Origin of the sequence: Crossiella cryophila (assembly GCF_014204915.1) — a bacterium.
Taxonomy (GTDB): Bacteria; Actinomycetota; Actinomycetes; order Mycobacteriales; family Pseudonocardiaceae; genus Crossiella; species Crossiella cryophila.
Window position 1 is genome coordinate 5,211,014 of sequence record NZ_JACHMH010000001.1, and the last position, 24,412, is coordinate 5,235,425.

Annotated in this window: 23 protein-coding genes; 11 read left to right on the forward strand and 12 right to left on the reverse strand. The window is 70.3% G+C overall.

Annotation, left to right across the window (positions count from 1 at the left end; all coding sequences use genetic code 11):
• Nucleotides 1-157 precede the first annotated feature (157 nt).
• The 6 genes from HNR67_RS22955 to HNR67_RS22980 are packed head-to-tail and all read left to right on the forward strand — an operon-like array spanning nucleotide 158 to nucleotide 6,224.
• Complete coding sequence (locus HNR67_RS22955; protein ID WP_185004264.1) at nucleotides 158-1,132, forward strand: ATP-binding cassette domain-containing protein; 975 nt, start codon at nucleotides 158-160, stop codon at nucleotides 1,130-1,132.
• Complete coding sequence (locus HNR67_RS22960; RefSeq protein WP_185004265.1) at nucleotides 1,129-1,929, forward strand: ABC transporter permease; 801 nt, start codon at nucleotides 1,129-1,131, stop codon at nucleotides 1,927-1,929. Before HNR67_RS22955 ends, HNR67_RS22960 begins: the two co-directional genes overlap by 4 nt.
• 14 nt (nucleotides 1,930-1,943) lie before the next feature.
• Entirely contained in the window at nucleotides 1,944-2,651 is a 708-nt protein-coding gene (locus HNR67_RS22965; protein WP_185004266.1) for a thioesterase II family protein, read from the forward strand.
• Entirely contained in the window at nucleotides 2,648-3,478 is an 831-nt protein-coding gene (locus HNR67_RS22970; RefSeq protein WP_185004267.1) for an SDR family oxidoreductase, read from the forward strand. The genes HNR67_RS22965 and HNR67_RS22970 overlap by 4 nt, the downstream gene beginning before the upstream one ends.
• Nucleotides 3,479-3,493: 15 nt before the next feature.
• Nucleotides 3,494-5,860, forward strand: coding sequence for a non-ribosomal peptide synthetase (locus tag HNR67_RS22975; RefSeq protein ID WP_185004268.1), 2,367 nt, complete (start codon nucleotides 3,494-3,496; stop codon nucleotides 5,858-5,860).
• 13 nt (nucleotides 5,861-5,873) lie between these two features.
• On the forward strand, nucleotides 5,874-6,224 hold the full coding sequence (locus HNR67_RS22980; protein WP_185004269.1) for a hypothetical protein: 351 nt from the start codon (nucleotides 5,874-5,876) through the stop codon (nucleotides 6,222-6,224).
• 318 nt (nucleotides 6,225-6,542) lie between these two features.
• Here the strand turns inward: HNR67_RS22980 and HNR67_RS22985 are convergent, their stop codons facing one another.
• On the reverse strand, nucleotides 6,543-7,085 hold the full coding sequence (locus HNR67_RS22985) for a helix-turn-helix domain-containing protein (RefSeq protein ID WP_185004270.1): 543 nt from the start codon (nucleotides 7,083-7,085) through the stop codon (nucleotides 6,543-6,545).
• A 57-nt stretch (nucleotides 7,086-7,142) separates the two neighbouring features.
• On the opposite strand from HNR67_RS22985, the gene HNR67_RS22990 reads away from it, so the two are divergent.
• Nucleotides 7,143-8,300, forward strand: a complete 1,158-nt coding sequence (locus HNR67_RS22990) for a pyridoxal phosphate-dependent aminotransferase (protein WP_185004271.1) — start codon at nucleotides 7,143-7,145, stop codon at nucleotides 8,298-8,300.
• Here the strand turns inward: HNR67_RS22990 and HNR67_RS22995 are convergent.
• From HNR67_RS22995 to HNR67_RS46700, 6 genes are all read right to left on the reverse strand, one after another.
• Nucleotides 8,288-9,628 (reverse strand): LLM class flavin-dependent oxidoreductase, encoded by a 1,341-nt coding sequence (locus HNR67_RS22995; protein ID WP_281403249.1) that lies wholly within the window; start codon nucleotides 9,626-9,628, stop codon nucleotides 8,288-8,290. The genes HNR67_RS22990 and HNR67_RS22995 overlap by 13 nt on opposite strands.
• A 2-nt stretch (nucleotides 9,629-9,630) precedes the next feature.
• Complete coding sequence (locus HNR67_RS23000; protein ID WP_185004272.1) at nucleotides 9,631-10,791, reverse strand: ROK family transcriptional regulator; 1,161 nt, start codon at nucleotides 10,789-10,791, stop codon at nucleotides 9,631-9,633.
• Nucleotides 10,788-11,630 carry an ABC transporter permease gene (locus HNR67_RS23005; RefSeq protein WP_185004273.1) on the reverse strand — a complete coding sequence of 281 codons (843 nt, stop codon included), beginning with the start codon at nucleotides 11,628-11,630 and terminating at the stop codon, nucleotides 10,788-10,790. The genes HNR67_RS23000 and HNR67_RS23005 overlap by 4 nt, the downstream gene beginning before the upstream one ends.
• Nucleotides 11,627-12,448 (reverse strand): ABC transporter ATP-binding protein, encoded by an 822-nt coding sequence (locus HNR67_RS23010; protein WP_185004274.1) that lies wholly within the window; start codon nucleotides 12,446-12,448, stop codon nucleotides 11,627-11,629. Before HNR67_RS23010 ends, HNR67_RS23005 begins: the two co-directional genes overlap by 4 nt.
• Nucleotides 12,445-13,449 carry an ABC transporter substrate-binding protein gene (locus tag HNR67_RS23015; RefSeq protein WP_185004275.1) on the reverse strand — a complete coding sequence of 335 codons (1,005 nt, stop codon included), beginning with the start codon at nucleotides 13,447-13,449 and terminating at the stop codon, nucleotides 12,445-12,447. Before HNR67_RS23015 ends, HNR67_RS23010 begins: the two co-directional genes overlap by 4 nt.
• Nucleotides 13,450-13,539: 90 nt before the next feature.
• Nucleotides 13,540-13,623 carry a putative leader peptide gene (locus HNR67_RS46700; RefSeq protein WP_407645183.1) on the reverse strand — a complete coding sequence of 28 codons (84 nt, stop codon included), beginning with the start codon at nucleotides 13,621-13,623 and terminating at the stop codon, nucleotides 13,540-13,542.
• Between the two features lie 241 nt (nucleotides 13,624-13,864).
• Between HNR67_RS46700 and HNR67_RS23020 the strand changes: the two genes are divergently transcribed.
• Nucleotides 13,865-14,782 carry a TauD/TfdA dioxygenase family protein gene (locus HNR67_RS23020; RefSeq protein ID WP_185004276.1) on the forward strand — a complete coding sequence of 306 codons (918 nt, stop codon included), beginning with the start codon at nucleotides 13,865-13,867 and terminating at the stop codon, nucleotides 14,780-14,782.
• Between the two features lie 6 nt (nucleotides 14,783-14,788).
• Here the strand turns inward: HNR67_RS23020 and HNR67_RS23025 are convergent, their stop codons facing one another.
• Nucleotides 14,789-15,439: a hypothetical protein gene (locus tag HNR67_RS23025; RefSeq protein WP_185004277.1), complete on the reverse strand. Its 651-nt coding sequence runs from the start codon at nucleotides 15,437-15,439 to the stop codon at nucleotides 14,789-14,791.
• Between the two features lie 86 nt (nucleotides 15,440-15,525).
• On the reverse strand, nucleotides 15,526-16,098 hold the full coding sequence (locus HNR67_RS23030; protein ID WP_185004278.1) for a TetR/AcrR family transcriptional regulator: 573 nt from the start codon (nucleotides 16,096-16,098) through the stop codon (nucleotides 15,526-15,528).
• A 685-nt stretch (nucleotides 16,099-16,783) separates the two neighbouring features.
• On the opposite strand from HNR67_RS23030, the gene HNR67_RS23035 reads away from it, so the two are divergent.
• Nucleotides 16,784-18,019 carry an MFS transporter gene (locus tag HNR67_RS23035; protein ID WP_312989632.1) on the forward strand — a complete coding sequence of 412 codons (1,236 nt, stop codon included), beginning with the start codon at nucleotides 16,784-16,786 and terminating at the stop codon, nucleotides 18,017-18,019.
• Entirely contained in the window at nucleotides 18,016-19,296 is a 1,281-nt protein-coding gene (locus HNR67_RS23040; protein WP_185004280.1) for a cytochrome P450, read from the forward strand. Before HNR67_RS23035 ends, HNR67_RS23040 begins: the two co-directional genes overlap by 4 nt.
• Here the strand turns inward: HNR67_RS23040 and HNR67_RS23045 are convergent.
• Together HNR67_RS23045 and HNR67_RS23050 are read right to left on the reverse strand one after the other, a co-directional pair.
• Nucleotides 19,290-20,204 (reverse strand): NAD-dependent epimerase/dehydratase family protein, encoded by a 915-nt coding sequence (locus HNR67_RS23045; protein ID WP_185004281.1) that lies wholly within the window; start codon nucleotides 20,202-20,204, stop codon nucleotides 19,290-19,292. The two genes, HNR67_RS23040 and HNR67_RS23045, sit on opposite strands and share 7 nt — an antisense overlap.
• Nucleotides 20,201-21,451, reverse strand: a complete 1,251-nt coding sequence (locus HNR67_RS23050; protein ID WP_185004282.1) for a class I SAM-dependent methyltransferase — start codon at nucleotides 21,449-21,451, stop codon at nucleotides 20,201-20,203. The genes HNR67_RS23045 and HNR67_RS23050 overlap by 4 nt, the downstream gene beginning before the upstream one ends.
• Before the next feature lie 125 nt (nucleotides 21,452-21,576).
• Here HNR67_RS23050 and HNR67_RS23055 point away from each other — a divergent pair, with 125 nt between their 5' ends.
• A complete protein-coding gene (locus tag HNR67_RS23055) occupies nucleotides 21,577-22,641 on the forward strand; it encodes a cobalamin-independent methionine synthase II family protein (RefSeq protein ID WP_185004283.1) in 1,065 nt (354 codons plus the stop codon).
• Nucleotides 22,642-22,668: 27 nt separating this feature from the next.
• Here HNR67_RS23055 and HNR67_RS23060 read toward each other — a convergent pair whose 3' ends face one another.
• Entirely contained in the window at nucleotides 22,669-24,411 is a 1,743-nt protein-coding gene (locus HNR67_RS23060; RefSeq protein ID WP_185004284.1) for an NAD(P)-binding protein, read from the reverse strand.
• Between the last annotated feature and the right edge of the window lies 1 nt (nucleotide 24,412).

The following is a 24,412-nucleotide window of genomic DNA, read 5'->3' on the forward strand; positions in this document are numbered from 1 at the left end:
GTAAGGTGCGTAGCGTGACCGGCTGCTGTGGTACAAACCGCAGGTCAAAGTTTCCTTCACGGTGAAGGGAAGTGCTGCGCATCGTACGACTACCCAGCGTGAAGGGTTATGTTGTGATCTCGTCAGCTCTTTGTCACAAGCGACAAATTGGACAAACGTGAAACCCGCTATCGAGTCAGCAGTGGTGCTTAAAGGAGTTCGAAAAGCATTCCGGACTACGCCCGCGTTGTCCGGCGTTACCCTGTCCATTGCGGCTGGAAAGGTTTTCAGTCTGCTTGGGCCCAATGGGGCAGGAAAGACGACACTTGTGCGAGTGCTGGCCACCCTGATACGCGCGGACGAGGGCGAGGTCCGGGTCCTCGGCCACGACGTCCGCCGCGATCCGGAGGCGGTCCGGCGGGTGCTCGGGCTGGCCGGTCAATACTCGACGGTCGATGACAAGCTGACCGGCTTCGAGAACCTTGAACTGATCGCCAAGCTGCGCGGCCAGCGTCGCGCCGCCGCCAGGGTCACCGCCACCGAACTGCTGGAGCGCTTCCGCCTCACCGGCGCGGGACGGCGGCTGTCCGGCACCTACTCCGGCGGCATGCGCAGGCGACTTGACCTGGCCGCCGCACTGGTCGGCAGCCCCGGCCTGGTCATCCTGGACGAGCCCACCACCGGCCTGGACCCGGAAGCCAGGCTGGACACCTGGGAGTCGATCACCAACCTGGCCGACGGCGGCACCACGGTCGTGCTCACCACCCAGTACCTGGAGGAGGCCGACCGGCTGGCCGACCGGATCGCGGTGATCGACCACGGCCGGATCATCGCTGAGGGCACCAGCGACGAACTCAAGCGCGCCACCGGCGCCAGCAAACTCGTCATCGGCCTCGCGCACGAACAGGATCTGGAGCTGGCCGCGCGCATCGCCACCGAGGCGGGCGGCCAACCGGCCACAGTGGACCGTCGGGCCCGCCGGGTCGAGGCCGCCGCCGAGGACGGTCCGGCCGCCCTGGCCAGAGCGCTGGAGATGTTGCGCGGCAACGAGATCGAGGTACTCGACCTCGCACTGAGCCGCCCCACCCTTGACGAGGTGTTCCTGCGCCTGACCGCGCGCGAACCGCGGCGCAACCCGGTGGGCACCCGGTGACCGGGCTGCCGCGGGTGGCACTGGAAAGCGCTGACCTGGCCCGCCGCAACCTGTTGCACCTGCGCCGCACCCCGGCCCTGATCCTGTCCGGCCTGGTCGAACCGGTGTTGTTCGCGCTGCTCATCGGCTACGTCTTCGGCGGCAGCCTGGGCGGGGACGCCTACCGCGAGTTCATGCTGCCCGGCCTGCTCGCCCAGACCGTCACTTTCAGCGCCTCCTTCACCACCATCGGCCTGGCCCAGGACCTGCAGTCCGGCATGGTGGACCGCTTCCGCGCGCTGCCGATCTCCCGCCTGGCCTTGCTGCTGGGCCGCACCAGCGCGGATCTGGTGATGGTGGTCGGCGGGGTCGCGGTCACCACGATCACCGGCCTGGCCATCGGCTGGCGCCCGCACACCGGCGTGTTCAGCGTGCTGGCCGCCTTCCTGCTGGTGCTGCTGTACGCCTTCGCGCTGTCCTGGATCGGCGCGTTCATCGCCCTGGTCACCCCCAACGCCCAGGTCGCCGGCAGCTTCGGGCTGCTCTGGATGTTCCCGGTTTCCTTTGTCTCCTCAGGCTTTGTGGCCAGTGCCACGCTGCCAGGCCCGCTGGCCGACATCGCCGCGTGGAGCCCGGTCAGCGCACTGGCCAACGCCCTGCGCGAGCTGTTCGGCAACGCCGCGCCACCGAACTTCCCGGCCCAGGTCGGCTGGGCCGCCGAACACCCGATCGGCTACGCGCTGCTGTGCACGCTGGGCCTGATCACCGTCTTCGCCACGTTGTCCACGTGGCGCTACCGCAACCGCACCCGCGGCTGACCTGGAGAGGCGTCATGAGCACTACCGACACAACCGCATTGGTGTGCCTGCCATTCGCGGGCGCGGGCGCGTCCTTCTTCCGCCCGTGGGCCGCGCACGCCGGCACCGAGCTGAGCATCGTGCCACTGCAACTGCCCGGCCGGGAACGCCTCATCGACGAGACCCCGTACGACAACGTGGCCGAGGCCACCGACGGATTGCTGGTGCAGACCCGCAAACTGCTCGGCGAGCGCAGGCGGGTCGCGCTGTTCGGGCACAGCCTGGGCGCGGTGCTGGCCTTCGAGCTGGCCCGCAAACTCGTTGCCGAACAAGGCATCGACGTGGTGCGGCTGTTCGCCAGCGGCTCCCCGGAACCGGCCGACCAGCGCCAGCGCCGGGCCACCGGACTGTCCGATGAGGACTTCCTGACCCGGGTCGAGGAGTTCGCGGGCTACCGGCACGCGGCCCTGGAAGACCCGGAGATGCGGGAGATGATCCTGCCCACCCTGCGCGCCGACGTGGCCATGCACGAGAACTACCAGCCGCTGGCCGACACCCCCCTCGACGTCCCGATCACCGCGCTGCGCGGGCTGGACGACACCCTGGTCACCACCGAGGAGGCGGCGGGCTGGGGCAAGGCGACCAGCCGCGAGTTCGACCTGGTCGAACTGCCCGGCGGCCACATGTACCTCACCGCCATCGCGCCCGAGCTGCTCGGCCGGATCCGCACCGCGGTCCGATGAGCGGCCGACTCGCCGGCCAGGCCGTGCTGATCACCGGCGCCGCCCGCGGCCTCGGCCGGGCCACCGCACTGGCCTGCGCGCGCGAGGGCGCGGACCTGGTGCTCACCGACGTGTGCGCGGACCTGCCCGGCGTGCCCTACCCACTGGGCACCACCAGCCAGCTCGACCACACCGCCGCGCTGTGCCGGGAACAAGGCGCCGCCGTGCTCACCACGGCGATGGACGTGCGCGACGGCGACCAGGTGCGGGCCGCGGTGGCACTGGCCCAGGAGCGGTTCGAGCGCCTGGACGTGGTGGTCAACAACGCCGGCATCGCCGCCCCGTCCGGCCGCCCGGTGCACGAGATCAGCGAGGAGGAGTGGTCGCTGATGCTCGACGTCGACCTCTCCGGCGCCTGGCGGGTGATCCGCGCGGTGGGCGCGGCCATGGCCGCCCAGCGCTCGGGCAGCATCGTCAACATCGCCTCCACCGCGGGCCTGGTCGGCTACCGGCACTTCGCCGGGTACGTGGCCGCCAAACACGGCCTGATCGGACTCACCAAGGCCGCCGCCCTGGACCTGGCCCCGGCCAAGGTCCGGGTCAACGCGGTCTGCCCAGGCTCGGTCCGCGACGACGCCGCGGTCGAGGGCCGGATGCTCGCCGAGATCGCCCGCTCGCTCGAGGTGCCGCTCGCCGAGCACGAGTCCGCTTTCCTTGCCGCCCAGCCAATGAACGCCCTGGTCGAACCCGAGGACGTGGCAGGCGCGGTGGTCTACCTGGCATCCCCGGAGTCGCGACAGGTCACCGGCTCCGTGCTCACCGTCGACGGCGGCTTCAGCGCCCGCTGACAAGGAGAAAACCCCGTGCCCGTCACCAGAACCCGCCTGCCCGCGCCAGCCGAACACCCCCGCTGGACCGAGAACGTGCCCGCCCCGGCGGATTCGCCCCTGGCCGAACGCCGCCGCACCGCGGAACTCACCCGCCCGGCCAGCACCCCACGCAGCGTGCAGCTGGTCTACCCCGACGGCACCGCGGACCTGTTCGAAACCACCCCACCCCCACCACTGCCCGCCTCTGCCCCAGCCCCACCCTGGGGCCTGGGCGAAGGCAAAGGCATTGCCACCCAACACATCCCCCTCACCCACCTCGGCGACGAGTCCACCTGGCTCACCGCCCTGAAAGACCTACTGACCCGCTACAACCCAGACCAGTCCCCGGAAATCGCCACCCCCGGCTCGCAAAACCCAGCCCCGGTCGCCTTCCTCTTCGACGCCACCCCCCACCCCGGCGAACACCTCCCCACCCAGCACCCCACCCACCCCCTCACCATCTCCGTGCACCAGGACACCACCGGCAGCCACCTCCGCTGTGTCCACCACCGCGCCGAGGTCTCCGAACACCAGGCACACCAGTTCCTCCGCCACCTGCACCACCTGCACACCACCCCCGGCGCGCAACTCCCACCCGCCGCCGAACTCCCACCCCTCATCGCCCTCGGCCACCCCGCCACGGACCTGACCACCACCCCCCGCACCATCCACGAGTCCATCCAGTCCGTCGCGGCGAGTAACCCGGACGCCATCGCGATCACCGACGGCCCAACCCAACTCACCTACCGCGAACTCCTCGACCGGGCGGCCCGCATCGCAGGCGGCCTGCAAGCCAGGGGAGTGCACCCCGGCGACCGCATCGGCGTCTGCCTGGACCGCACCGCCGACCTGGTGGTCGTCCTCCTGGGCGTGCTCACCGCGGGCGCCACCTACGTCCCCATGGACCCGGCCTACCCCACCGAACGCCTGGCCCACACCACCCAGGACGCCAACCTCCCCCTGGTGATCACCCACCTGGCCGACTTCCCCGGCCCCACCGCAACCTTCGCCGACCTGGAAGCCGCCGAACCCGCCACCGCACCGTCCACTCCGGACAGTGCGGCCTACGTCATCTACACCTCCGGCTCCACCGGCCGTCCCAAGGGCGTGGTTGTCCCACACCGCAACGTGATCGCCCTCCTGGACGCCACCCGCGACGAGTACGCCCTCGGTCCCCAGGACGTCTGGACCTGGTTCCACTCCAGCGCGTTCGACTTCTCGGTGTGGGAGATCTGGGGCTGCCTGCTCACCGGCGGCAGGTTGGTCGTCGTCCCCTACTTCGTCTCCCGCGAACCAGACCGCTTCGCCGAGTTGCTCGCCGCCGAGTCCGTCACGGTCCTGAGTCAAACCCCCTCCGCCTTCGCCCAACTCCTGCAAATCGACCACCGCCCACTCACCCCCCGCCTGGTGATCTTCGGCGGCGAACCCCTCGACGCCCGGATGCTGTTGCCCTGGTTCGACTCCCACCCCGAGTCAGCCTGCCGGGTGGTCAACATGTTCGGCATCACCGAAACCACCGTCCACGTGACCCACCAGACCATCACCCGCCACGAAGCCCTCACCGCCTCCCGCTCGGTAGGCCCCGCCCTCCCCGGCTGGCACCTCCTGGTAGTCAACCCCGAAGGCCACCCCCAACCCATCGGCGTCCCCGGCGAGATCTGCGTCGGCGGCGCAGGCGTGGCCACCGCCTACCTCAACCAGGAAACCCTGACCGCCCAACGCTTCCGCGACAACCCGCACACCGGAACCCGCCTCTACCACAGCGGCGACCTGGGCCGCCTACGCCCCGACGGCCGCCTGGAACACCTGGGCCGCATCGACAGCCAGATCAAACTCCGCGGCTTCCGCATCGAACTCGACGAGATCCGCAACGTCCTCCTGGAAGACCCCACCATCACCGCCGCAGCAGTGATCCTCCACCAACCCAACCCAGAAGACCCCGCCACCGCCCACCTCGCGGCCTACGTGGTCCCCGCCACCACAAACCCCACCGCAGCCCGAACCCGAGCCGCCACCCTGCTCCCCGACCACATGCTCCCCACCACCATCACCCCCCTGGAAACCCTTCCTTTAACTCCCAACGGAAAACTCGACCCCACCCAACTTCCCGCCCCAGCTGCTCAGTCGGTCGCCGTCCCAGCCAATCCGACCAACCTGACCGAACACCTGGCCACCATCTGGCAGGAAGTCCTGGGCCACCCCGTAGGCCCCCACGACGACTTCTTCGACCTGGGCGGCAACTCCCTGCTCGCTGTTCGACTGGGCGCCGCCATGCGCGCCAACGGATTGCCGCAAATCCGGCTGCGCGAGCTGTACCGCCACCCTACGATCACCGAACTGACCGAACTCCTGCAAAGCTGAGGGTTGCCTGCCTGTGACGGATGCCGACGAAGCGGAGATGGCGCGCTGGCGGGCGGATCGACTCGCCGAACTCAACGGCCCGGAGGAATGGCCCGCGCTGGATGCGCTGTTGTCGCTGACCTACTACGAGCCGGACCGGGTTTGGCTGGAGCGGCTGCTGGTGGAGCGGCTGGATCCGGGGTACGGGCAGGTGCGGATGCTGGCGGTGACCTGTTTGGGGCATGTGGGGCGGCTGCATCGGGAGATCAGTCCGGAGGTGGTTGAGGTGCTTCGGGGGTTGCTGGGGGATCCGGAGCTGGGTGGGGTGGCGGAGGACGCGCTCGGGGACATCGAGATGTTCGTCGGCCGGCCGTTCGATGACTGACGGGGGAGTCGGTCGAGGCGGAGCTGGGCACTGCTTTGCCCGCGGACTAACGGGACTTCTGTGCGCGGTACCCATCGGTCCGGGTCAACGAGAAGTTCGTGATCATGCACCCAAGATGTTCGAGCAGAGAAGGCGACCTGATCTCCAGGCCCCGCATGTCCTAGCCATCTTCGAGGATTAAGGGTTCTACTTCTGGCGGACCGCAGGGAACCCGGACGACTGGACGGTGGGAGTCAACTACCGGCACCGCTCGTGCGAGCACGAGATGGGGTTCGCTGACCACGGGGTGTCGGCGACCGCCGTCCGGTAGCCAGCCGCTCAAGCCTCCGGATACACCATCACCAGCACCGCCCGATCCGCCCCCGTATGCCCCCGATACACATGCGGCACATCACCCGCGAACCGAACCGAATCCCCAACCCCCAGTTCCACCACCCCCTCCACAGGCCCAGCACTAACCCGCCCACCAGTCACCACCAGACACTCCGCCACCCCCGCCGCATGCGCCCGCGACACCTGCTCCCGCACCCCCACCTCAAGGTCATAAATCTCCACCATCCCCCGCACCCGAACCCGATGCGCCAGCCGAGCGGAAACCGCCTCCCCCGCCAACGCCGGCTGATCCCCGGCCCGCACCACCTCCACCGCCGTCACCGCGGGCTCCAGCAACTCACCCAGCGGCACGTGCAGGGCGGTCGCCAACGCCCACAGCGTGCTGAGGGTCGGGTTGGCCTGGCCTTGTTCGATGCCGTGCAGGGTGGTTTTGCTGATGTCGGCGGTCGCGGCCAGGTCCGCCAGGGTGGTGCCCGCGGCGGTGCGCAGGCGTTGCACGTTGCCGCCGACTACTTGCGCCAGGTCCATGCGTATCAGCATAGTGGTATCTGGGTACCAGTGCAGCGAACATCCTGGGGAGGGCTCGTGCGGGTCAGCAGGTTGCGGGAGATCCCGGGGATCGGGGTGGATGTGCTGGGGGACGCGGCGGATGCGTTGGGGGATCCGGAGTTCTTGCGGTTGGAGAACCTGGACACCGATATCCGGCCGCCGAGGGTGGCGGTGGAGCGGACGCGGATCGCGGTGGGGGAGGACGCGGCCAACAGTTACCTGCCGTTCCACGGACAGCGGGCGTTGCGGGCGGCGGCCGCCGCGCATGTCGGGCGGATCGCCGGGCGGGACTACGACCCGGAGACCGAGTGCGTGAGTGTGGCGGGTGGGCTCAACGGGATCCTGAACACCTTGCTGGCCACCGTGGAACCGGGGCAGGAGGTGGTGTTGTGCGATCCGATTTACGCGGGGCTGGTCAACCGGGTTCGGTTGGTGGGTGGGGTGCCGCGGTTCGTGGCCGGGCGGGCTACGCCTGCGGGATGGCGGGTGGATCCGGGGGAGCTTGCCGCTGCGGTGGGGGCGAATACCGCGGCGGTGTTGATGATGGGGCCTGCCATGCCGACGGGGCTGGTGCTGGACGACTCGCACTGGGCGGCGTTGGCCGAGGCGTGTGCTCGGCATGATGCCTGGCTGATCTACGACGCGGCCATGGAGCGGATTCGCTTTGACGGGCGTCCGCCGAGTCATCCGGCCGGGTACCCGGGGCTGGCTGAGCGGACGATCACCGTGGGGTCGGCGTCCAAGGAGTTGCGGATGATCGGGTGGCGGGTCGGGTGGGTGGTGGGGCCCGCGCCGATCCTGGCCGATGTGCGGCTGGTGGGGCTGACCAACGTGGTGTGTCAAGTGGGACTCGCCCAGGACGCGGTGGCGGCGGCGTTGTCGGCGGCGGATGCCGAGGCGGATGTGGTTGCGGCTACTGGGGAATGGCGGCGGCGGTGCGAGACCGTGCTGGCACAGCTCGTGGACTATCCGGTGGTGCGGCCGGACGGTGGGTGGTCGTTGCTGCTGGACACCCGGCCGCTGGGACTTGCCCCGGCCGAGGTGTCGCGGCGGTTGTTCGACCGGGGCAAGGTGGCCGCGACGCCGATGACCGGGTGGGGGCCCAGCGGGGCGCACTACCTGCGGCTGGTGTTCGCCAATGAGACGGTTGCGCGGTTGGAGCAGCTTGGCGAGCGGTTTCGTCAGGTCCTCTGACTGGTCGCCGCGGGGGTGTAGCGGCTCGTGGGGCGGGGCAGGCCGTAGTGCTCGCGCAGGGTGTGGCCGGTGTAGTCGGAGCGGAACAGGTCGCGGGCGCGCAACAGGGGCACCACGTGGTCGACGAACTCCTCCAGGCCGGAGGGGAGCAGGGGGGCCATGATGTTGAAGCCGTCGGCCGCGCCGGTGGTGAACCAGTGTTCGATGTGGTCGGCGATCTGCTCCGGGGTGCCTGCCAGGACCTGGTGACCTCGGCCGCCGCCGAGCCGGCCGAGTAGTTGGCGCAGGGTCAGTTTCTCCCGTTCGGCCAGGTCGCGGACCAGCTCGAAGCGGCTCTTGGCGCCGTTGATGTGGCTGACGGGTGGGAGTGCGGGCAGGGGCTGGTCGAGTGGGTGGTGGGTGAGGTCGACGCCGATGAGTTCGGTGAGCTGGCGGACCGCCCGGGTGGGGATGATCAGGTCGTCGAGTTCGGTGGCCAGTCGGCGGGCCTCGGCCTCGGTGCTGCCGAGGATGGGGACCAGGCCGGGGAGGACCTTGACCGAGTCGGCTGGACGGCCGTGGGCGCGGACCCGGCGTTTGAGGTCGGCGTAGAAAGTCGTTGCCTCCTCGTGGGTTTGCTGGGCGGTGAAGACGGCTTCGGCCCAGGTGGCGGCGAAGTTCTTGCCGTCCTCGCTGGAACCGGCCTGTACCAGCAGCGGGTGACCCTGCGGGCTGCGGACGGCGTTGAGCGGACCTCGCACGGCGAAGAACTCGCCGCGATGGTTGATCTCGTGCACCTTGGACTCGTCGGCGAACACCCCCGACTCGGCGTCCACCACCAGGGCGTCGTCCTCCCAGGAGTCCCACAGCGCGGTGACCACGTCCAGGAACTCGTCGGCGCGCTGGTAGCGCCGGGCGTGCTCGGTGTTGACCTCGCGGTTGAAGTTCTGCGCGGACCGGTCGCCCGCGGTGGTGACGATGTTCCAGCCCGCGCGGCCGCCGCTGATGTGGTCCAGGGAGGCGAACAGGCGGGCCAGGTTGTACGGCTCGCTGAAGCCGGTGGAGGCGGTGGCGATCAGTCCGATGTGGTCGGTCACCTGGGCCAGCGCGGTGAGCAGGGTGATCGGCTCGAACCGGTTCGCGGTGCTGTGCCGGACATCGCCCCAGACCTGCACGCCGTCGGCCAGGAACACCGAGTCGAACCTGCCGCGTTCGGCGACCCTGGCCAGGTGCTGGAAATGCGCGACGTCGTCGAGGGCGTTCGGGTTGGTGCGCGGGTGCCGCCAGGCGGCTTCGTGGTGGCCGACGCCCATCAGGAACGCGTTGAGGTGGAGCTTGCCAGCGGACAATGTCAGACTCCCAGTCGGATCGGGTTGTGCAGGTTGAGCGGGTCGGCGTAGAGGGCGTCCAGTTGCACGGCGCCGGCGGCCACGCCGAGCACGTCCGGGCCGAAACTGCTGGGCAGCACGGTGTTCCCGGACGCCCGTGAGCCCGCGGCGACCTCCTGGCGCAGGGCGCGGACGCAGGCCGGGAGCCTGCTGGTGCCCAGTTCGGTGACCACCAGGGCGTCCGGGTTGACGAAGTCGAACAGCACCGCCGCGGCCCGGCCGACCAGGCGGGCCCGTTCGAGGCAGAGTTCGATCGCGGCGGCGGATCCGGCCTCGGCGGCCTCGACCAGGTCGAAGATGTTCGGGTGGTCGATCACCCCGGCCCGGTGCGCCCGCCAGGCCCAGGCCCGGTCGGACACGGTGGCCTCCAGACAGCCGCGCCGCCCGCACGGGCAGGCCACCGCCGGGTCGCCGAGGGCCAGGTGCGCCACCTCGCCCGCCGCCGAGCGTGGGCCGCGATGCGCCGCGCCGCCGGTGACGATCGCGGCGTCGACCACGTTGCCGACGAACAGGTGCAGCAGCGATTCCCGGTCACCGGCCGCCCCGAAGAGCTGCTCGGCGCGGGCCAGTGCCCTGGCGTGACTGTCCACCAGCACCGGCAGCCCGGTCCGCGCGGTGAGCAGCGCACGCAGCTCAACCCCTTGCCAGCCAAGGGAAGCGTGCTCCACCAGCATGCCCTGCTCCGGATCCACCCAGCCCCCGGCGGCCACGCCGAGACCGAGTGGGATGTGCCCTGGCAGTTCCTCGGCGTGCAGCCGGAGCAGGCGGTCGGCGGCCACCGCCAGCACCTCGGCCGGGTTGCCGGGATCACCGTGCGGCACGGTCAACCGGGCCCGGACCCGGCCGCGCAGGTCGAGCAGCGCCAGGGTGCAGAACTCGTGCGCGATGTGCAGTCCGGCCACCAGATGCCTGCCGGTGTTGACGTCCACCGGCACGTGCGGCCGCCCGATGCCCTGGTACGGCACGGTCGGCGCCACCTCGGTCAGCAGCCCCAGCTCGATCAGCGCGGCGCTGTTGCGGGTCACCGCGGCCGGGCTCAGCCCGGTCAGCCGGGCCACCGTGCTGCGGGCGACCGGGCCGTGGCGCAGCACCGCGCCGAGCAGCACCGCGGCGGTGGCGGTCATGGCTGGACGCGCCAGGAGGTGAACCGGCGCTCCAGGGCGACCAGCAACTGGTTGAACAGCACGCCGATGGCCGAGATGGTGATGATGCCCGCGTACATCTGCGGGATGGCGAAGTTGAACTGGGCGGCGTTGATCAGGTAGCCCAGCCCGGCCTTGGCGCCGACCATCTCCGCGGCCACCAGCACCAGGATGGACACCGCGCCGGCCAGCCGGATGCCGGTGAACACGGTGGGCACCGCGGCGGGCAGGATCACCTTCTGGAACAACCGGAACCCGGACAGGTCCATCGATCTGGCCAGCCGCAGCAGGGTCGGGTCCACCCCGCGCACCGCGCTGATCGTGTTGAGCAGGATCGGCCAGGTGCAGGCATACAGCACGATGGCGATCTTCGAGGTCTCGCCGATGCCCAGCAGCAGCACGAAAACCGGCAGCAGCGCGAGTGCGGCGGTGTTGCGGAAGACCTCCAACAGCGGGCCGAGCAGCGTGGCCACCGGCTTGTACCAGCCGATCAGCAGGCCGAGCGGGACCGCGACGGAGACCGCGAGCGCGAAGCCGGACAGCGAGCGCAGCAGGCTGGCCTGGGTGTTGTCCCACAGCCGCCCGCTCGCGGCCAGCTCCCACCAGGCGCCCAGCACGGTGGACAGCGGCGGCAGGAAGGTGGCGTCCACCAGGCCGAGCCGGGGGATGACCTCCCAGATCGCCAGCAGCAGCAGGATCGAGACGCTCTTGCCCAGTCCGGTCCGCAGCACGTCGAACACCCGCGGTCGGGTCCTTTGTGGACTTTCGGTCGGGCTGGTCCGGTCGCCGGTGTGCGGCCGGGATTCCAGGATCGCGGTCATGCTCCTGCCACCTCCTTCTCCTGTTGCTGGGCGCGGGAGACCTCCTCGTGCAGCAGCTCCCAGATGTGGTGCCGGTAGCGGGCGAACTCGGGGCTGGAGCGTGGATCCTGTTGCTGATCCCGGTCGCCGAGGTCGATCGGCACCACCTCCTTGATCCGGCCCGGCCGCGAGGTCAGCACCGCCACCCGCTGACCGAGGTAGACCGCCTCGTCGATGGCGTGCGTGATGAACACGACGGTCTTGCCGGTGCGCTGCCAGATCCGTCGCAGCTCGTCCTGCAGTGATTCGCGGGTTTGCGCGTCCAGCGCGGCGAAGGGCTCGTCCATCAGCAGCACGGCCGGGTCGTAGGCCAGGCTGCGCGCGATCGCCACCCGCTGCCGCATGCCGCCGGAGAGCTGGTGCGGGTGCCGGTCGGCAAAACCGGTCAGCCCCACCAGGTCCAGGAACTCCCTGGCCCGCGCGGCGCGTTGCCTACGCGGCACGCCGGTGGCTTCCAGGCCGAACTCGACGTTGCCCTGGGCGGTGCGCCAGGGCAGCAACGCGTACTGCTGGAACACGATGCCGCGGTCCAGACCGGGGCCGGTGATCGGCGACCCGTCCAGCAGGATCTCGCCCGAGCTGGGTGTGGTGAGGCCGCCGAGCAGGTCGAGCAGGGTGGACTTGCCGCAGCCGCTGGGCCCGACCAGCACCAGGAACTCACCGCGGGCCACGTCCAGGCTGATGCCCTCGACCGCGGTGAACTCGTTGGGCCGCCGGGAATCCCGGCTCCTGACCGGGAATCGCTTGCCGACCTCGCGGAAGCTCAGGTGCGCGCTCATCGGGCCAGCTCGTTGTACTCGTTGGTGAACAGGTCGGCGAGCCGCACCTGGTCCTTGGTCACCTCACCGCGTTCGGCCAGCCAGTCCAGCCACAGCCCGAACTCCGCGTCGAGCACCTTGCCGCCCTTGGCCGCCACCCCGGTGGACTTCCAGTGCTTCAGCGTGGCCGGGTCCTCGTTGCGGCCGCGCCGGGTGAGGATGTCCACCTTGCGCGCCACCACCTGCTCACGCGGGGTGCTGCGGCCCCACTCGATCGCCTTGGCCACGCCGGTGACGAAGGTGCGCACGGTGGACGGGTTGTCCCGCAGGAACTTCTCGGTGAACACGTAGCTGCCCGCGGTGAACGCGCCGAGCAGGTCGAAGTCGGAGAACAGCTTGCGCACCCCGCCCTTCTCGGTGGCCTTGTCCCGCAGGATGCCGCCGAGCACGCCGACCTCGACCTGCTTCTGCCGCAACGACTGCTCGGTGTTCACCGGCGGCAGCACGATCGGCTCCACCTTCTTGACCTCCTCGGCGGAGAGCCCGGCGCGTTTGAGGTAGATGCCGAGCATGGCCTCGTGGTGCGCGCCCAGGGTGTTCATGCCGACCTTGGCGCCGAGCAGATCGCGGGCTGTCCTGATTGGACTGTCCTCGAGCACGTAGAAACCGCTGTAGGCCAACTCGTCCGCGCCGTAGTAGCCGATCACCGACCTGATCGGCGCGCCGGCGGCCTTGAGCTTGACCACCGCGCCGTTGAACGCGCCGCCGAAGTCCACCTGCCCGGTGGCCGCGGACTGGATGTCCTGCGGGCCGCTGATGGTGTTGCCCACCCACTCCAGCCGCAGGTCGCCGAGGTAACCCAGGTCCGCGGCCAGCTCCGGCAGCGTGACATCGCCTGCCGCACCCTGGTAGCGCAGGGTTTTCGCCTCGCCGCCCGCACCCGCGGCGGTGGAACAGCCCACGGTGGCCGCGGTGAGGCCGAACAGGGTGAGGCCGAGGAAGTTCCGTCGCGTGGTGGTCACGGCAGTTCCTTTGCTGACAGGGGAAAACGGGCACAGCGAGACACCGGGGGCAGTGCGGACCCGGGCGGAGGTGCGAGTGCGTGAGCGGATTCAGCGACCGGCGCGACAGACCGCGCTGGCGTGCCGTCGAAGATCGACGTGCCTGCGCGAGGCGAGGTTGGCGGCTTGGCTCACGGCTCAGAGGGTCACACCGCCCCCAGGCCAGGTCAACGCCTGGCGCCGCCGTCCCACATCCTGGGGCCGGTGCTGGACATACCCGGCTTATTTGTCCGGCGCAAGAAAGAAACCGGACGTCGCGCCGTCAAGGCCGTCCGGATGATGGGACGACTTATTTTCCCGCCGCGCAATGTTGTGCCAGGGCAGCGTCCCTGCCCATGCTGGAAGCACATCCGCTTGCCACGAAAGGACATCCGCGATGGCCGCACAACTCTCCAGCACCGTCACCGTGCACAAACTCGGCGCGGGCATCGGCGCGCGGATCGACGGCGTCCGGCTCGGCGGCGACCTGCCCGCGACCGCCGTTGCCGAGATCCGGGCGGCCCTGCTGGCACACAAGGTGATCTTCTTCCGCGAACAGCAGCACCTCGACGACGCCGACCAGCTCGCCTTCGCCCGGCTGCTCGGCGAACCCACCCTGGCGCACCCGACGGTCCGCGGTCAGCAGCACGCCAACGTGCTGGCCATCGACTCCGACCACGGCAAGGCCAACAGCTGGCACACCGACGTCACCTTCGTCGACCGGGTGCCCGCGATCAGCCTGCTGCGCGCGGTGGAACTCCCGCCCTACGGCGGCAACACGGTGTGGGCCAACACCGTCCGCGCCTACCAGGACCTGCCACCGGCCTTGCAGGCACTGGTGGACCGGCTGTGGGCGGTGCACACCAACGTCTACGACTACGCCGGGCAGGTGGACTCCACCCGGATCGGCGGCGTGGACGTCAAGGAGCAGTCCTACCGCGAGGAATTCACCGCCCAGCGCTACGAAACCGAGCACCCGCTGGTCCGCGTGCACCCGGAGACCGGGGAGCGGGCGTTGCTGCTGGGCCATTTCGTCAAGCGGATCGTCGGCCTGTCCGGCCCCGAATCGCAGGCGATCTTCGAGCTGCTGCAGAACCGGGTGACCCGGCTGGAGAACACCGTGCGCTGGCAGTGGGCCGACGGTGACCTGGCGATCTGGGACAACCGGGCCACCCAGCACTACGGCGTGGCCGACTACGACGACGCCCGCCGCCGACTGCACCGGATCACCCTGGCAGGGGACGTGCCGGTCAGCGTGGACGGCGTCGCCAGCAGCACGATCCTGGGCGACGCGGCGCACTTCTCCGCGCTCTGAGCGGGGTCAGCGCCGTTTCGCGGGGGCGGCCCAGTTGGTGTGGTACTCGACGTGGATCTCCCGCGCGTTCCCGAGGACGCCGTCGCCGGAGTGGAATTCCGTGCACACGTGGCTGCCCGGCTCCGGCGCCGGGGAGAGCTGGACGAGGTCGAAGAACCGGTCGGCGGTCTGCCGGAACACCGTTGGGCTGCCCGCCAGGAACAGGGTGTCGGCGTGCACTTGTTCGTTCAGCAGATCCCGGTTCTCCCGGTGGTGTCGCGCCCGGTAGTCGATCCCGTCCGGGTCCGGCAGATCGCTCGCAGGTAGCTGTGCGGTCTCCGGCCTGCCCTTGTCCAGCGCGGCGCGCAGCCGGGGCCAGCGCGAAGCGCGCAACTGCAGACTGTGCTGGGACAACACGAGATCCAGCCGCCTGCCGTGCGGATCGGCCCCGACCGCCTGGGCGCCGGTCCGCAGCGGCAGGTGGATGATCGTGTGCCGGGAGCGGGCGGCCAGTAGCCACAGCACCCCGATCCGGTGGGCCGCACCGCGGTCGACCCGCATGCTCAGCCACAAGTCCTCATCCCACAGCCCGGCGTGCGCGAACTTGCCGCCCGGCCGGATCACCCGCCAGTCCCGACCGTCCAGTCGGGCGTGGTGCACGAAGATTGGCGTTCTCATCGAGTCGGGTCCATCCCTCCACGTCCGTCCACCGTGGACGCAACGCTCCAGAATCGGGCAACCGACGGCCGCACGCAACCGACTTACTACCCCGGCAAACCCCGCTCCAGCTGCCGGATCACCGATTCCGCCGCCTGCTCCCGATCCATCAGCCCCTCGCCAACGGCCTCGAACCCGGCGAGCAGGTTCCACCACAACGCCTTGTACACCCACTCCGGACTGAGCGAGGCGTCCAGGAGTCCTTCGGCGTGCGCGCGGGCGAGCAAGGCGAGCATCGGTTGTTCGGCCTGGGCGAAGGCCGCGTCCAGCCAGTCGGCCTCGCCCCGCTGTTCGGCTTCGTCGCAGACCCGGATCAGCTCGGGCGGCAGTTCGAGGTAGGCGCGTACTGCTCGGCGCAATGCCTGCGCGGCCGGGCCTTCGGTGAGGTCGGCCGCGGCGAGTACGGCGCTGACCCGGTGCACGGCCAGCTGGAAGATCGCGGCCATCAGGTCGGAGCGTTCCGGGAAGTGTCGTTGCAGGGTGCTGCGTCCGCAGCCGGCGGCCTCGGCGATCTCGGCCAGGGAGGCGGCTGGGCGCTGGGACAGCAGGGCGATCGCCGCGTCCAGGATCGCCGCGCGCGTCCGGCTCGGAGTGTTCGACTCCCGAGTGTCGCTCGTCATGGTGCCATTGTAGTACTAGGTGGTGTCATGGCGAGGGTAGGGATGTCTGCTTATGGGGCTGCGGAGTATCAGAATGGGACGTTAGTGTCCCGCTTTGGTGGGCGGTGACGAGATGCGGCGGTGCGGCCGGGGTTTGGTGGCTCGGTCGCGGGGTGGGGCCTGGGAACAAGGTAGCGGTGGGGGGCGGTTCCGGGGTGGCGATTCTGGCGGCGGGGTCGGGGTGGAGGAGGTCGCTGGCGGTGGTTTCGGTAGCCGCGATCGCGGTCGGCGATGGCCGCGGCTGGGGTGAGCGCTGGTGCTGTTGCCGGCGTTGGGGGCGATCGCGGTCGGCGTTGGCTTCGGCTGGGGGTACTGGCTTCGGGCTGGCGGCAAGGCGGCAGTGGGGTTGATTGCCGGTCGCGGCGTCGTGGCGGAGCGGTCGTGGGGTGGCGCGGTCGTGGGGTGGCGCGGCGTCGCGGTCGTGGGGTGGCGGCGGTTCTCGGTGGGAGGGCTTGGCTGCGGCGCTGGTGACGAGGGGGCGATCTGTCCGTGATCGTCTCCGGCGGCTGTCCCGGTCTGTGCTTCCCGGTCGAGGCCACCCCGCCCTTCTCGGCACTTTAGGGCGTCAAAATGGGACGCAATCGACCAAGAATGGGACACTCATGTACCGTTATTGGTTGTGAGTGTTCAATCGGACCTGGCCACCGTGCGGCCTTCCCGGGTACCTGTCTGGGGCCTTCTGGGCTCGACGGCGTTGTCCGTCACGGGTAACGCGATCGTCAGTGTCGCGATGCCGATCCTGGTGCTGCAGCGCACCGGCAGCGCTGTCCTGGCCGGTGTGGTGGCCGCGGCGGCCATGGCGCCGCTGGTGCTCTCCGCGCTGTTCGGCGGGGCACTGGTGGACCGGTTCGGGCGGCGGCGTTCCAGCGTGGCCGCGGACCTGCTCAGTGCCGCGGCGGTGGCGGCACTGCCGCTGCTGGACATGACCCTCGGGCTGGGGATCCCGTTGATCCTGGGCCTGGTCGCGCTCGGCGCGGTCTTCGACGGTCCCGGCATGGCCGCGCGTGAGGCGCTGCGGCCGGATGTGGCGGCCAAGGCGAAGCTGCCCCTGGAGAAGATCAACTCCTGGGGTGAGGCGGTGGACGGGATCGGCGGCGTGGCCGGTCCGGGTCTGGCCGGCGTGCTGATCGCGATCATCGGCCCGATGAACACGCTGTGGGCCACGGTGATCATGTTCTTCCTGGCCTCGGTGCTGACCTTCACCGTGGTGCCCTCTGTCCAGCACACCGGTGGTGAACGCCCGGCGGTGGAGCCGTACTGGCAGTCGGTGTGGCAGGGCCTGAAGTTCGTCTGGACCGAGGGCGCACTGCGCGCCACCGCGCTGACCGGCATGCTGATCGTGCTGTTCCTGACCCCGCTGTCCTCGGTGATCATGCCCGCGATGATGTTCCAGGCTGGCAAACCGGAACAGACCGGCTTCGTACTGGCCGCGTTCTCGGTCGGCGGGATCCTTGGCGCACTGGGGTACAGCGTGCTGTCGAGGTTCGCCGGGCGGCGGGTGGTGTTGCTGACGTCGATGTCGCTGACCGCGTTGGCGTTCCTGGGGTTCGCGTTGACGACCGACCTCGGTTGGTTGCTGGTGCTGGCCTTCGCGACCGGGTTGGTGGACGGTCCGCTAGCGCCGGTGCTGGCCGTGGTCATGCAGGAGCGGGCGCCGGAAGCCTTGCGGGGCAGAGTGATCGGCACTGTCACCTCGCTGTCACTGGTGGCCAGTCCGCTGGGGGCGGGGCTGGGCGGGCCGATCGTGGAGTACGCGGGGCCGTCGATGGCCTTTGTGTTCATTGGGGTCGGCTGTTTGCTGGCCACTGTTTACGCGGCCCTGACTCCTGGGTTGCGCCGGATCGAACCGGCCGACGTGCCGGTGCTGGGAGGGAATCGATGACCAACTCAAGTGCGGTGGCCTCGCTCTGGCTCCGGTCGCAGTTGCAGGCCGGGCGGGCCGCGACCTGGTTGCTCAGTGAGCTGGGGGATCTGGTCGTGCAGCTCGAACACCCGCGCTGGCGGGACGATCCCTATCCGCTCTACGAACAGATCCGGCAGCGCGGGCCGCTCTACCGCGGACTCAGCGGCACCTGGGCCACCAGCTCGTTCGCGGTGTGCAACCAGGTGTTGCGGGATCGCCGGTTCGGGGTGCAGCGGGTGGACGGGCGTGCGCAGGGCGGGTTACTGGGTGCGCCGGTGCCCGCGCCGCCGGAGGGGTTCGTGGAGCTGGATCCGCCGGATCACACCCGGTTGCGCCGGCTGGCCATGCCCGCGTTCAATCCCAAGCGGCTGGAGGCTTATCGGCCTCGGGTTCAGTCCATTGTGGACTCCTTGCTGGCGAAGGTGGCGGGGCGGGAGAGCTTGGACCTGGTGCGTGATCTGGGCACGCCGTTGCCGATCACGGTGATCAGCGATCTGCTGGGCATTCCGGACGCCGAGCGGGGGGCCTTCGCCGAGTTCGGGGAGGTGGTCATCGAGGGGTTCAACGGGGTCAGCTCGATGCGGCAGGCCAGGGAGGTGACCGCGGTGACCGAGCACCTGGTGGCGTTGTTCGACCGGCTGTTGCGGGAACGGGCGGTTGAGCCGGGCGATGATGTGATCAGCACCCTGGCCGCGGCGGTGGGTGAGGAGCGGATGACCGCGCGGGAGTTGCATGGCACCGCGATGTTGTTGCTGGTGGCCGGGTTCGAGACCACGGTGAACCTGATCGGCAACGGGATGCGGGCGCTGCTGGAACATCCGGAGCAGTGGGCTCGGTTGCGGGCGGAGCCGGAGTTGGCCGCGGCCGCGGTGGAGGAGGCGTTGCGGTACGACTCGCCGGTGCAGAGCACCTCGCGGGTGGCGCACACCGAGATCGAACTGGCCGGGCAGACGATCAAGCCGGGGCAGACGGTGGTGGCGATTCTGGCCGGGGGCAACCGGGATGCGCAGGCGTACGAGCGGCCGGAACAGTTCGACATCACCCGGTCGGCCGGGCCGGAACACCTCGCTTTCGCCAGTGGCATTCACTACTGCCTTGGCGCCCGGCTGGCCCGGATCGAGGGGGAGATCGTCTTCCGCACCCTGGCCGAGCGGATGCCGTCGCTGCGGCTGGTCGGCAGGCCGGAACGGCGGGATACCAGCGCGATCCGCGGGCTGCGGACGCTCCCGGTGACCGTGGCCCAGCGGGGTCAGTGAGCGGTCACCTGGTTGGCCGCCGCCCAGAACGTGCCGATGGCCTCGCGCAGGGTGTGCCGGGGGTGCCAGTGCAGCAGGGCGGCGGCCCGGGTGGGGTCCACCTGGATCCAGTCCATTGTGGACCGCCAGTCCCGGTTGTCGTGTTCGGTGAGCACGGCCGGGATGCCTGCGACCTCGATGAGCAGGTCCACCAGGGACCGGACCGGGACGGCGTTGCCGCGGCCGACGTCGATGATCTCGCCGGAGACGTCGGCGGTGGCCGCGGCGCGCACGGCCTCGGCGGCGTCACGGACGTCGAGGTAGTCGCGGTGGGCGGTGAGGCGGGACAGGGTCAGCCGGGCAGGCTCCCGGTCGCGCGCGGCCTGGATCAGGGTGGTCGCGACCTTGCCCAGCAGGCTGGAGCCGGGCAGGCGGGGGCCGACGGCGTTGGACAGGCGCAGCACCACGGCGTTGGGCGCGGCGATCACGGCCTGACTGGCGGCGAGTTTCGCCCGGCCGTAGCCGGTTTCCGGGGGTGGGCCCTGGCTGGAGACGGCTGTGCCGGGTGGCGTGGGGCCGTACTCCAGGACCGACCCCATGTGCACCAGGCGCGGAGAGCAGTGGGCCTGGGTCAGGGCCGTGAGCAGTTGGCGGGTCAGGGTGAGGCAGCGGGTGGACATCTGGTCGTCGGTCAGGCCCCAGCTGCTGCCGGTGGCGTTGACCACCAGGTCGGGGCGGTGCCCGTCCAGGAACGCGGCCAGCTCGGCGGTGGCGGTGGTGGCCAGGTCCAGGGGCTGGAAGGGGTGGGTCGGGGACGGGGTGCCGCGGGCGGTGGTGAGGACCGTCCAGCCGTGGCCGGCCAGGTTGTCCGCGATGTGGCTGCCGACGAAGCCGGTGCCGCCGAAGATGATCGCGCGCTGGCCGGTCACCGCAGGCGTACCTCGGGGACGTAGTGGATCCAGCGGCCGCCTGCCGCGTGGAAGTCCTGTTCCTTGGCCATGATCTCCTCGGCGTGGTTCCAGGCGAACAGCAGCGCGTAGTCCGGATAGTACTCGGCGAAGGCCGAGGCCGGGCGGACCGGCAGGTGCGCGCCCGGGGAGAGGCGGCCCTGTTTCGCCGGGGTGGTGTCGCAGATGTAGGCGACCAGATCCGTTGAGATGCCGCAGAAGTTGGTGACCGTGGCGCTCTTGGCGGTGGCGCCATAGCCGACCACGGTGTGGCCCTGCGCCCGCAGGTCGTGCAGCAGGGCGAGCAGGTTCTCCTTGGTGCGGGCCACGTTGGCGGCGAACCGGTGCAGGGTGGCGGGTTCGGCCAGGCCGCGGCGCTGCTCCTCGGCGAGCAGGTCGGCCACGGCTGGCGAGACCGGGCGGCGGCCTGGGCGGGCCAGGGTGTAGCGGAGTTCGCCGCCGTGCACCGGGAGGCGTTGCACGTCAACGAGTTCCAGGCCGGACCGGTGGGCGAGGGCCTGCACGGAGCGGGCGGTGAAGTAGTAGAAGTGCTCGTCGTAGATCTGGTCGAAGGCGGTCTTGGCCAGGATGTCGCCCAGGTACGGGTCCTCGAAGACGAAGACGCCGTGCTCGGCCAGCAGCGCGTGCACCCCGCGCAGCACCGAGTCCAGGTAGGGCAGGTGGCAGACGGTGTTGGCGGCGTAGATCACGTCGGCCGGACCGTCGGCCTCACGGACCGCCGTGGCGGTGGCCTCCTCGAAGAACTCGGTGCGGACCCGGACGCCGTGGCTCGCGGCGATCGCGGCCACGCCGCCGGAGGGTTCGAAGCCCAGGTGCCGGACGCCTGCCGCGTGCACGGTGCGCAGCAGAACGCCGTCGTTGCAGCCCAGTTCGACCAGGAACGGATCCGGGCCGGTGAGTTCGGTGGAAAGGAGGTGCCGGGCGAGGCCGGTGAAGTGCGCGCGCATCACGGCCGAGCCGGAGGAGTGGTACGGATAGGACTCGTGGAACATGCGTTCCCTTGGCACCGACTCCAGCAGCTGGACCATGGTGCAGTCCGCGCACTGTCCCACCGCGAGCCGGTAGTAGAACTCCTCGCCGTTCTCCTCGGGGTGGCGGAAGGCGTCGGAGAGCGGATGGTGGCCCAGGTCAAGGAATCCGGTGACCGGGCCTTGGCAGATCCGGCAGTGGACAGTCGGCAGCCCCGCGGCGGCACCCGGCGTGATCATGGCAGATTCCCTTTCGTACAACGGGATCTCTAGCTTTCTATTGACCTACATGGGCGACGCCGGAACCACGGTGCGCTCGCTAGGTTGGATGTGTTGCGGTGCCTCACTTTTCCGGGAGGACGACCATGACCATTCCCACCGAGACGATCGGCAGCATTCCGCGGCCGGTCTACCTGCAGGACGGACTGGCCGCGTTCGCGGCGGGGACGATTGACCAGGCCGGGCTTGACGTTCTGGTGGATCGGGCGTTGACCGAGACCGTGGAACGACTGGCGAAGACCGGTTCGCCGGTTCTCACCGACGGCGAGCAGGGCAAGCCGAGTTTCGCCACCTACCCGTTGCGGGGCGAGCTGGCGCTGGCCGCGGACGGGGCGGTGATCCCGTTCGCGGACGGGCACACCCGCCAGTTACCCCGGTTGACGGCCGGGCCGTTCAGGTACGGCGAGTTCGCGGTGTCCTACCTGCACAAGGCCAAGGCGCTGACCGATCTGCCGGTGAAGCAGCCGGTGATCGCGCCCTCGGCGCTGAGCCTGCTCTACCCGGCGGACGGGATCGCCGACTATCCACGGGAGACCTTCCTGGCTGATCTGGCCGATGAGGCGGAACGGGACATCCGGCAATGCCTGGACGCGGGCGCGGCCTCGGTGCAGCTGGACTTCACCGAGGGCCGGTTGTCGCTCAAACTGGATCCCTCCGGTGGGGTGCTGGATGACTTCATCGCGTTGAACAACACCGTGCTGGACCGCTTCTCCGCGGCCGAGCGGGCCCGGATCGGGGTGCACACCTGTCCCGGTGGCGACCAGGATTCGGTGCACAGCCTGGACGTGGACTACGCCGGGCTGTTGCCGAAGCTGTTCACACTGCACGTGGGCTCGTTCTACCTGCAGCTGGCCAGTGAGCCGGATCCGGATCGGGTGCTGCGGATCGTGGCCGAGCAGGTCCAGCCGGGGCAACGGGTCTTCGTCGGCGTGACCGATCCGATCGACCCGGCGGTGGAGACCCCCGAGCTGGTGCGGGACCGCGTGCTGGCGGCGGCCCGGCACCTCCCGGTGGACCAGCTGGGCACCTGTGACGACTGTGGGTTCTCCCCGTTCGCCGATGACACCTCGACCTCGCGGGAGACCGCCTTCGCCAAGATCGAGGCCAGGGTGCGCGGCACTCAGCTGGCATCGGAAGAGCTTGGCCTGTAAGGGAATCGGGGCCGGTCCGGGGTGTGCTCATCGCGTCCCCGGCCCGGCCACCCTGGCCAGCTCGCGCACCGCGGTGTGCGCGGTGTCCACGGCGCCGTCCAGGTAGGGGTGGTTGGCCACGTCCACGCCCGCGATCCGGATCCGGCCGACGCCCTTGGCCAGCAGGTCGCCGGGGAGCGGGCCGTCCGGCCAGCGGTCGGCGTCATGCGGCAGCGTCAGGTAGCGGGCGTACCCGTGTGGCCAGGTGTTGACGGTCAGGGCGGCGATATCGCGATCCGGGTCGAACCCGGCGGGGCCGAGAACGCGGGTCAGGGTGTCGAGCAGGCTGGTCTCCAGTTCGGCCGGGCCGTGGTTGATCAGCCAGTGGCGGCCCTGGGCCGCGCCGACCGCCGGGGGCACACCGGGTCGGGTAAAGCAGCCGAAGAAGTTGGCCGGCACCGGGTGCTCCGGACCGGGGCTGGGGTGGTGGTCGCCGATGTGGACCGGGAACTCCAGTGCACCGCGCTGCCAGTGGCCCGAGGGCAGGGTGAGGCGGTTGATGCCCAGGCGCTGCCAGGGTTTCCAGTTCCGCAGGGCCAGGTTGGCATAGGCCAGCGGGTAGCGGCCGGTGGCGGCCGCGGCGGAGCGTTGCGCGGTGGAGAGTTCCGGGACGATGGCGGGCAGTCCGGCGGTCCAGGAGGCCAGGATCACGGCCCCGGCGGTGACCCGGTGCCGGCCGCCACCGGCGGTGTACGTCACCGAGACCGCCGATCCGGTGTTGCGGACCTCGACCACCTTGCCGCGCAGGCGGATCCGGACGTTCTGCTGTGGACTGTCCAATTGGGACTCATCCAGGGTGGCCGAGAGCAGGTCGTCGACGGTGCCGGGTGGGGCCAGCGTGGGGATCAGCGCGCGGGCCAGGGCGCGGGCGATGGTGGCGTTGCCGTCCGGGAAACGGTAGACCGGGGCTTCCTCGCTGTACCAGAACTGCCTGCCGGTCTTGCTCAATCCAGGCCATGGATCGCCCTCGTAGCCGATGCGCAGGCCGGACAGGCCGGGGAAGCCGATCAACGCGGCGTCCAGGGCCGGGTGCTGGTCGAAGTTCAGGCCGGAGTCGACCGCGGTGGAACGTAACAGGAATCGGTGCACGGCCGGGTGCAGGTCGGCGAAGTCGGTGAGCACCTGGGCGCAGGTGCGCACGCGCAGGGCGGCGAGTTTGGCCGCGCGGTCCCGGCCGCTGAGCCAGTCCGGGCAGCGGTCCAGGATCTCGCCGAGCTGGCGGCGGGCCTCCGGCGGCATGGGCGCGGCGGCCAGGGCGTCCGTCCACTTCGTACCGGGCGGCAGCACCGCGAGGTGGTCGTGCTCCCAGTGCTCGCGGTGGAAGAACACGCCGTGCCCGCCCGCGCCCTGCCCGCGGTAGTGCCCGGGATCGCAGTCCTGGTGGAAGCGGTCGGTGTTGATGCCCAGCTCCCGCAACAGGTCCCTGGCACTGGCCGGGTAGGTGCTGGGCCGGGTGATCGCCTGCGAACCGCCGGTGGCGAGCAGCCGGTGACCGTCCACTGTGTACTCGTGCCGGGTGGCGTGCCCGCCGAACTGGGCAGCCGGGTCCAGCAACAGGATCCGGGCGTCCGGCTGGACATCACGCAGCCAGAAGTAGGCGGCCGCCAGTCCGGCGATCCCGGCCCCGGCCACCACCAGGTCGTAGCTCTCCCCGGCGTCGGTGAACCCGGGCGCGGGGCCGTCGGTGATCCCGTCGACCACCAGTCGTGAGGTCAGCCGCCCGGCGCCCACC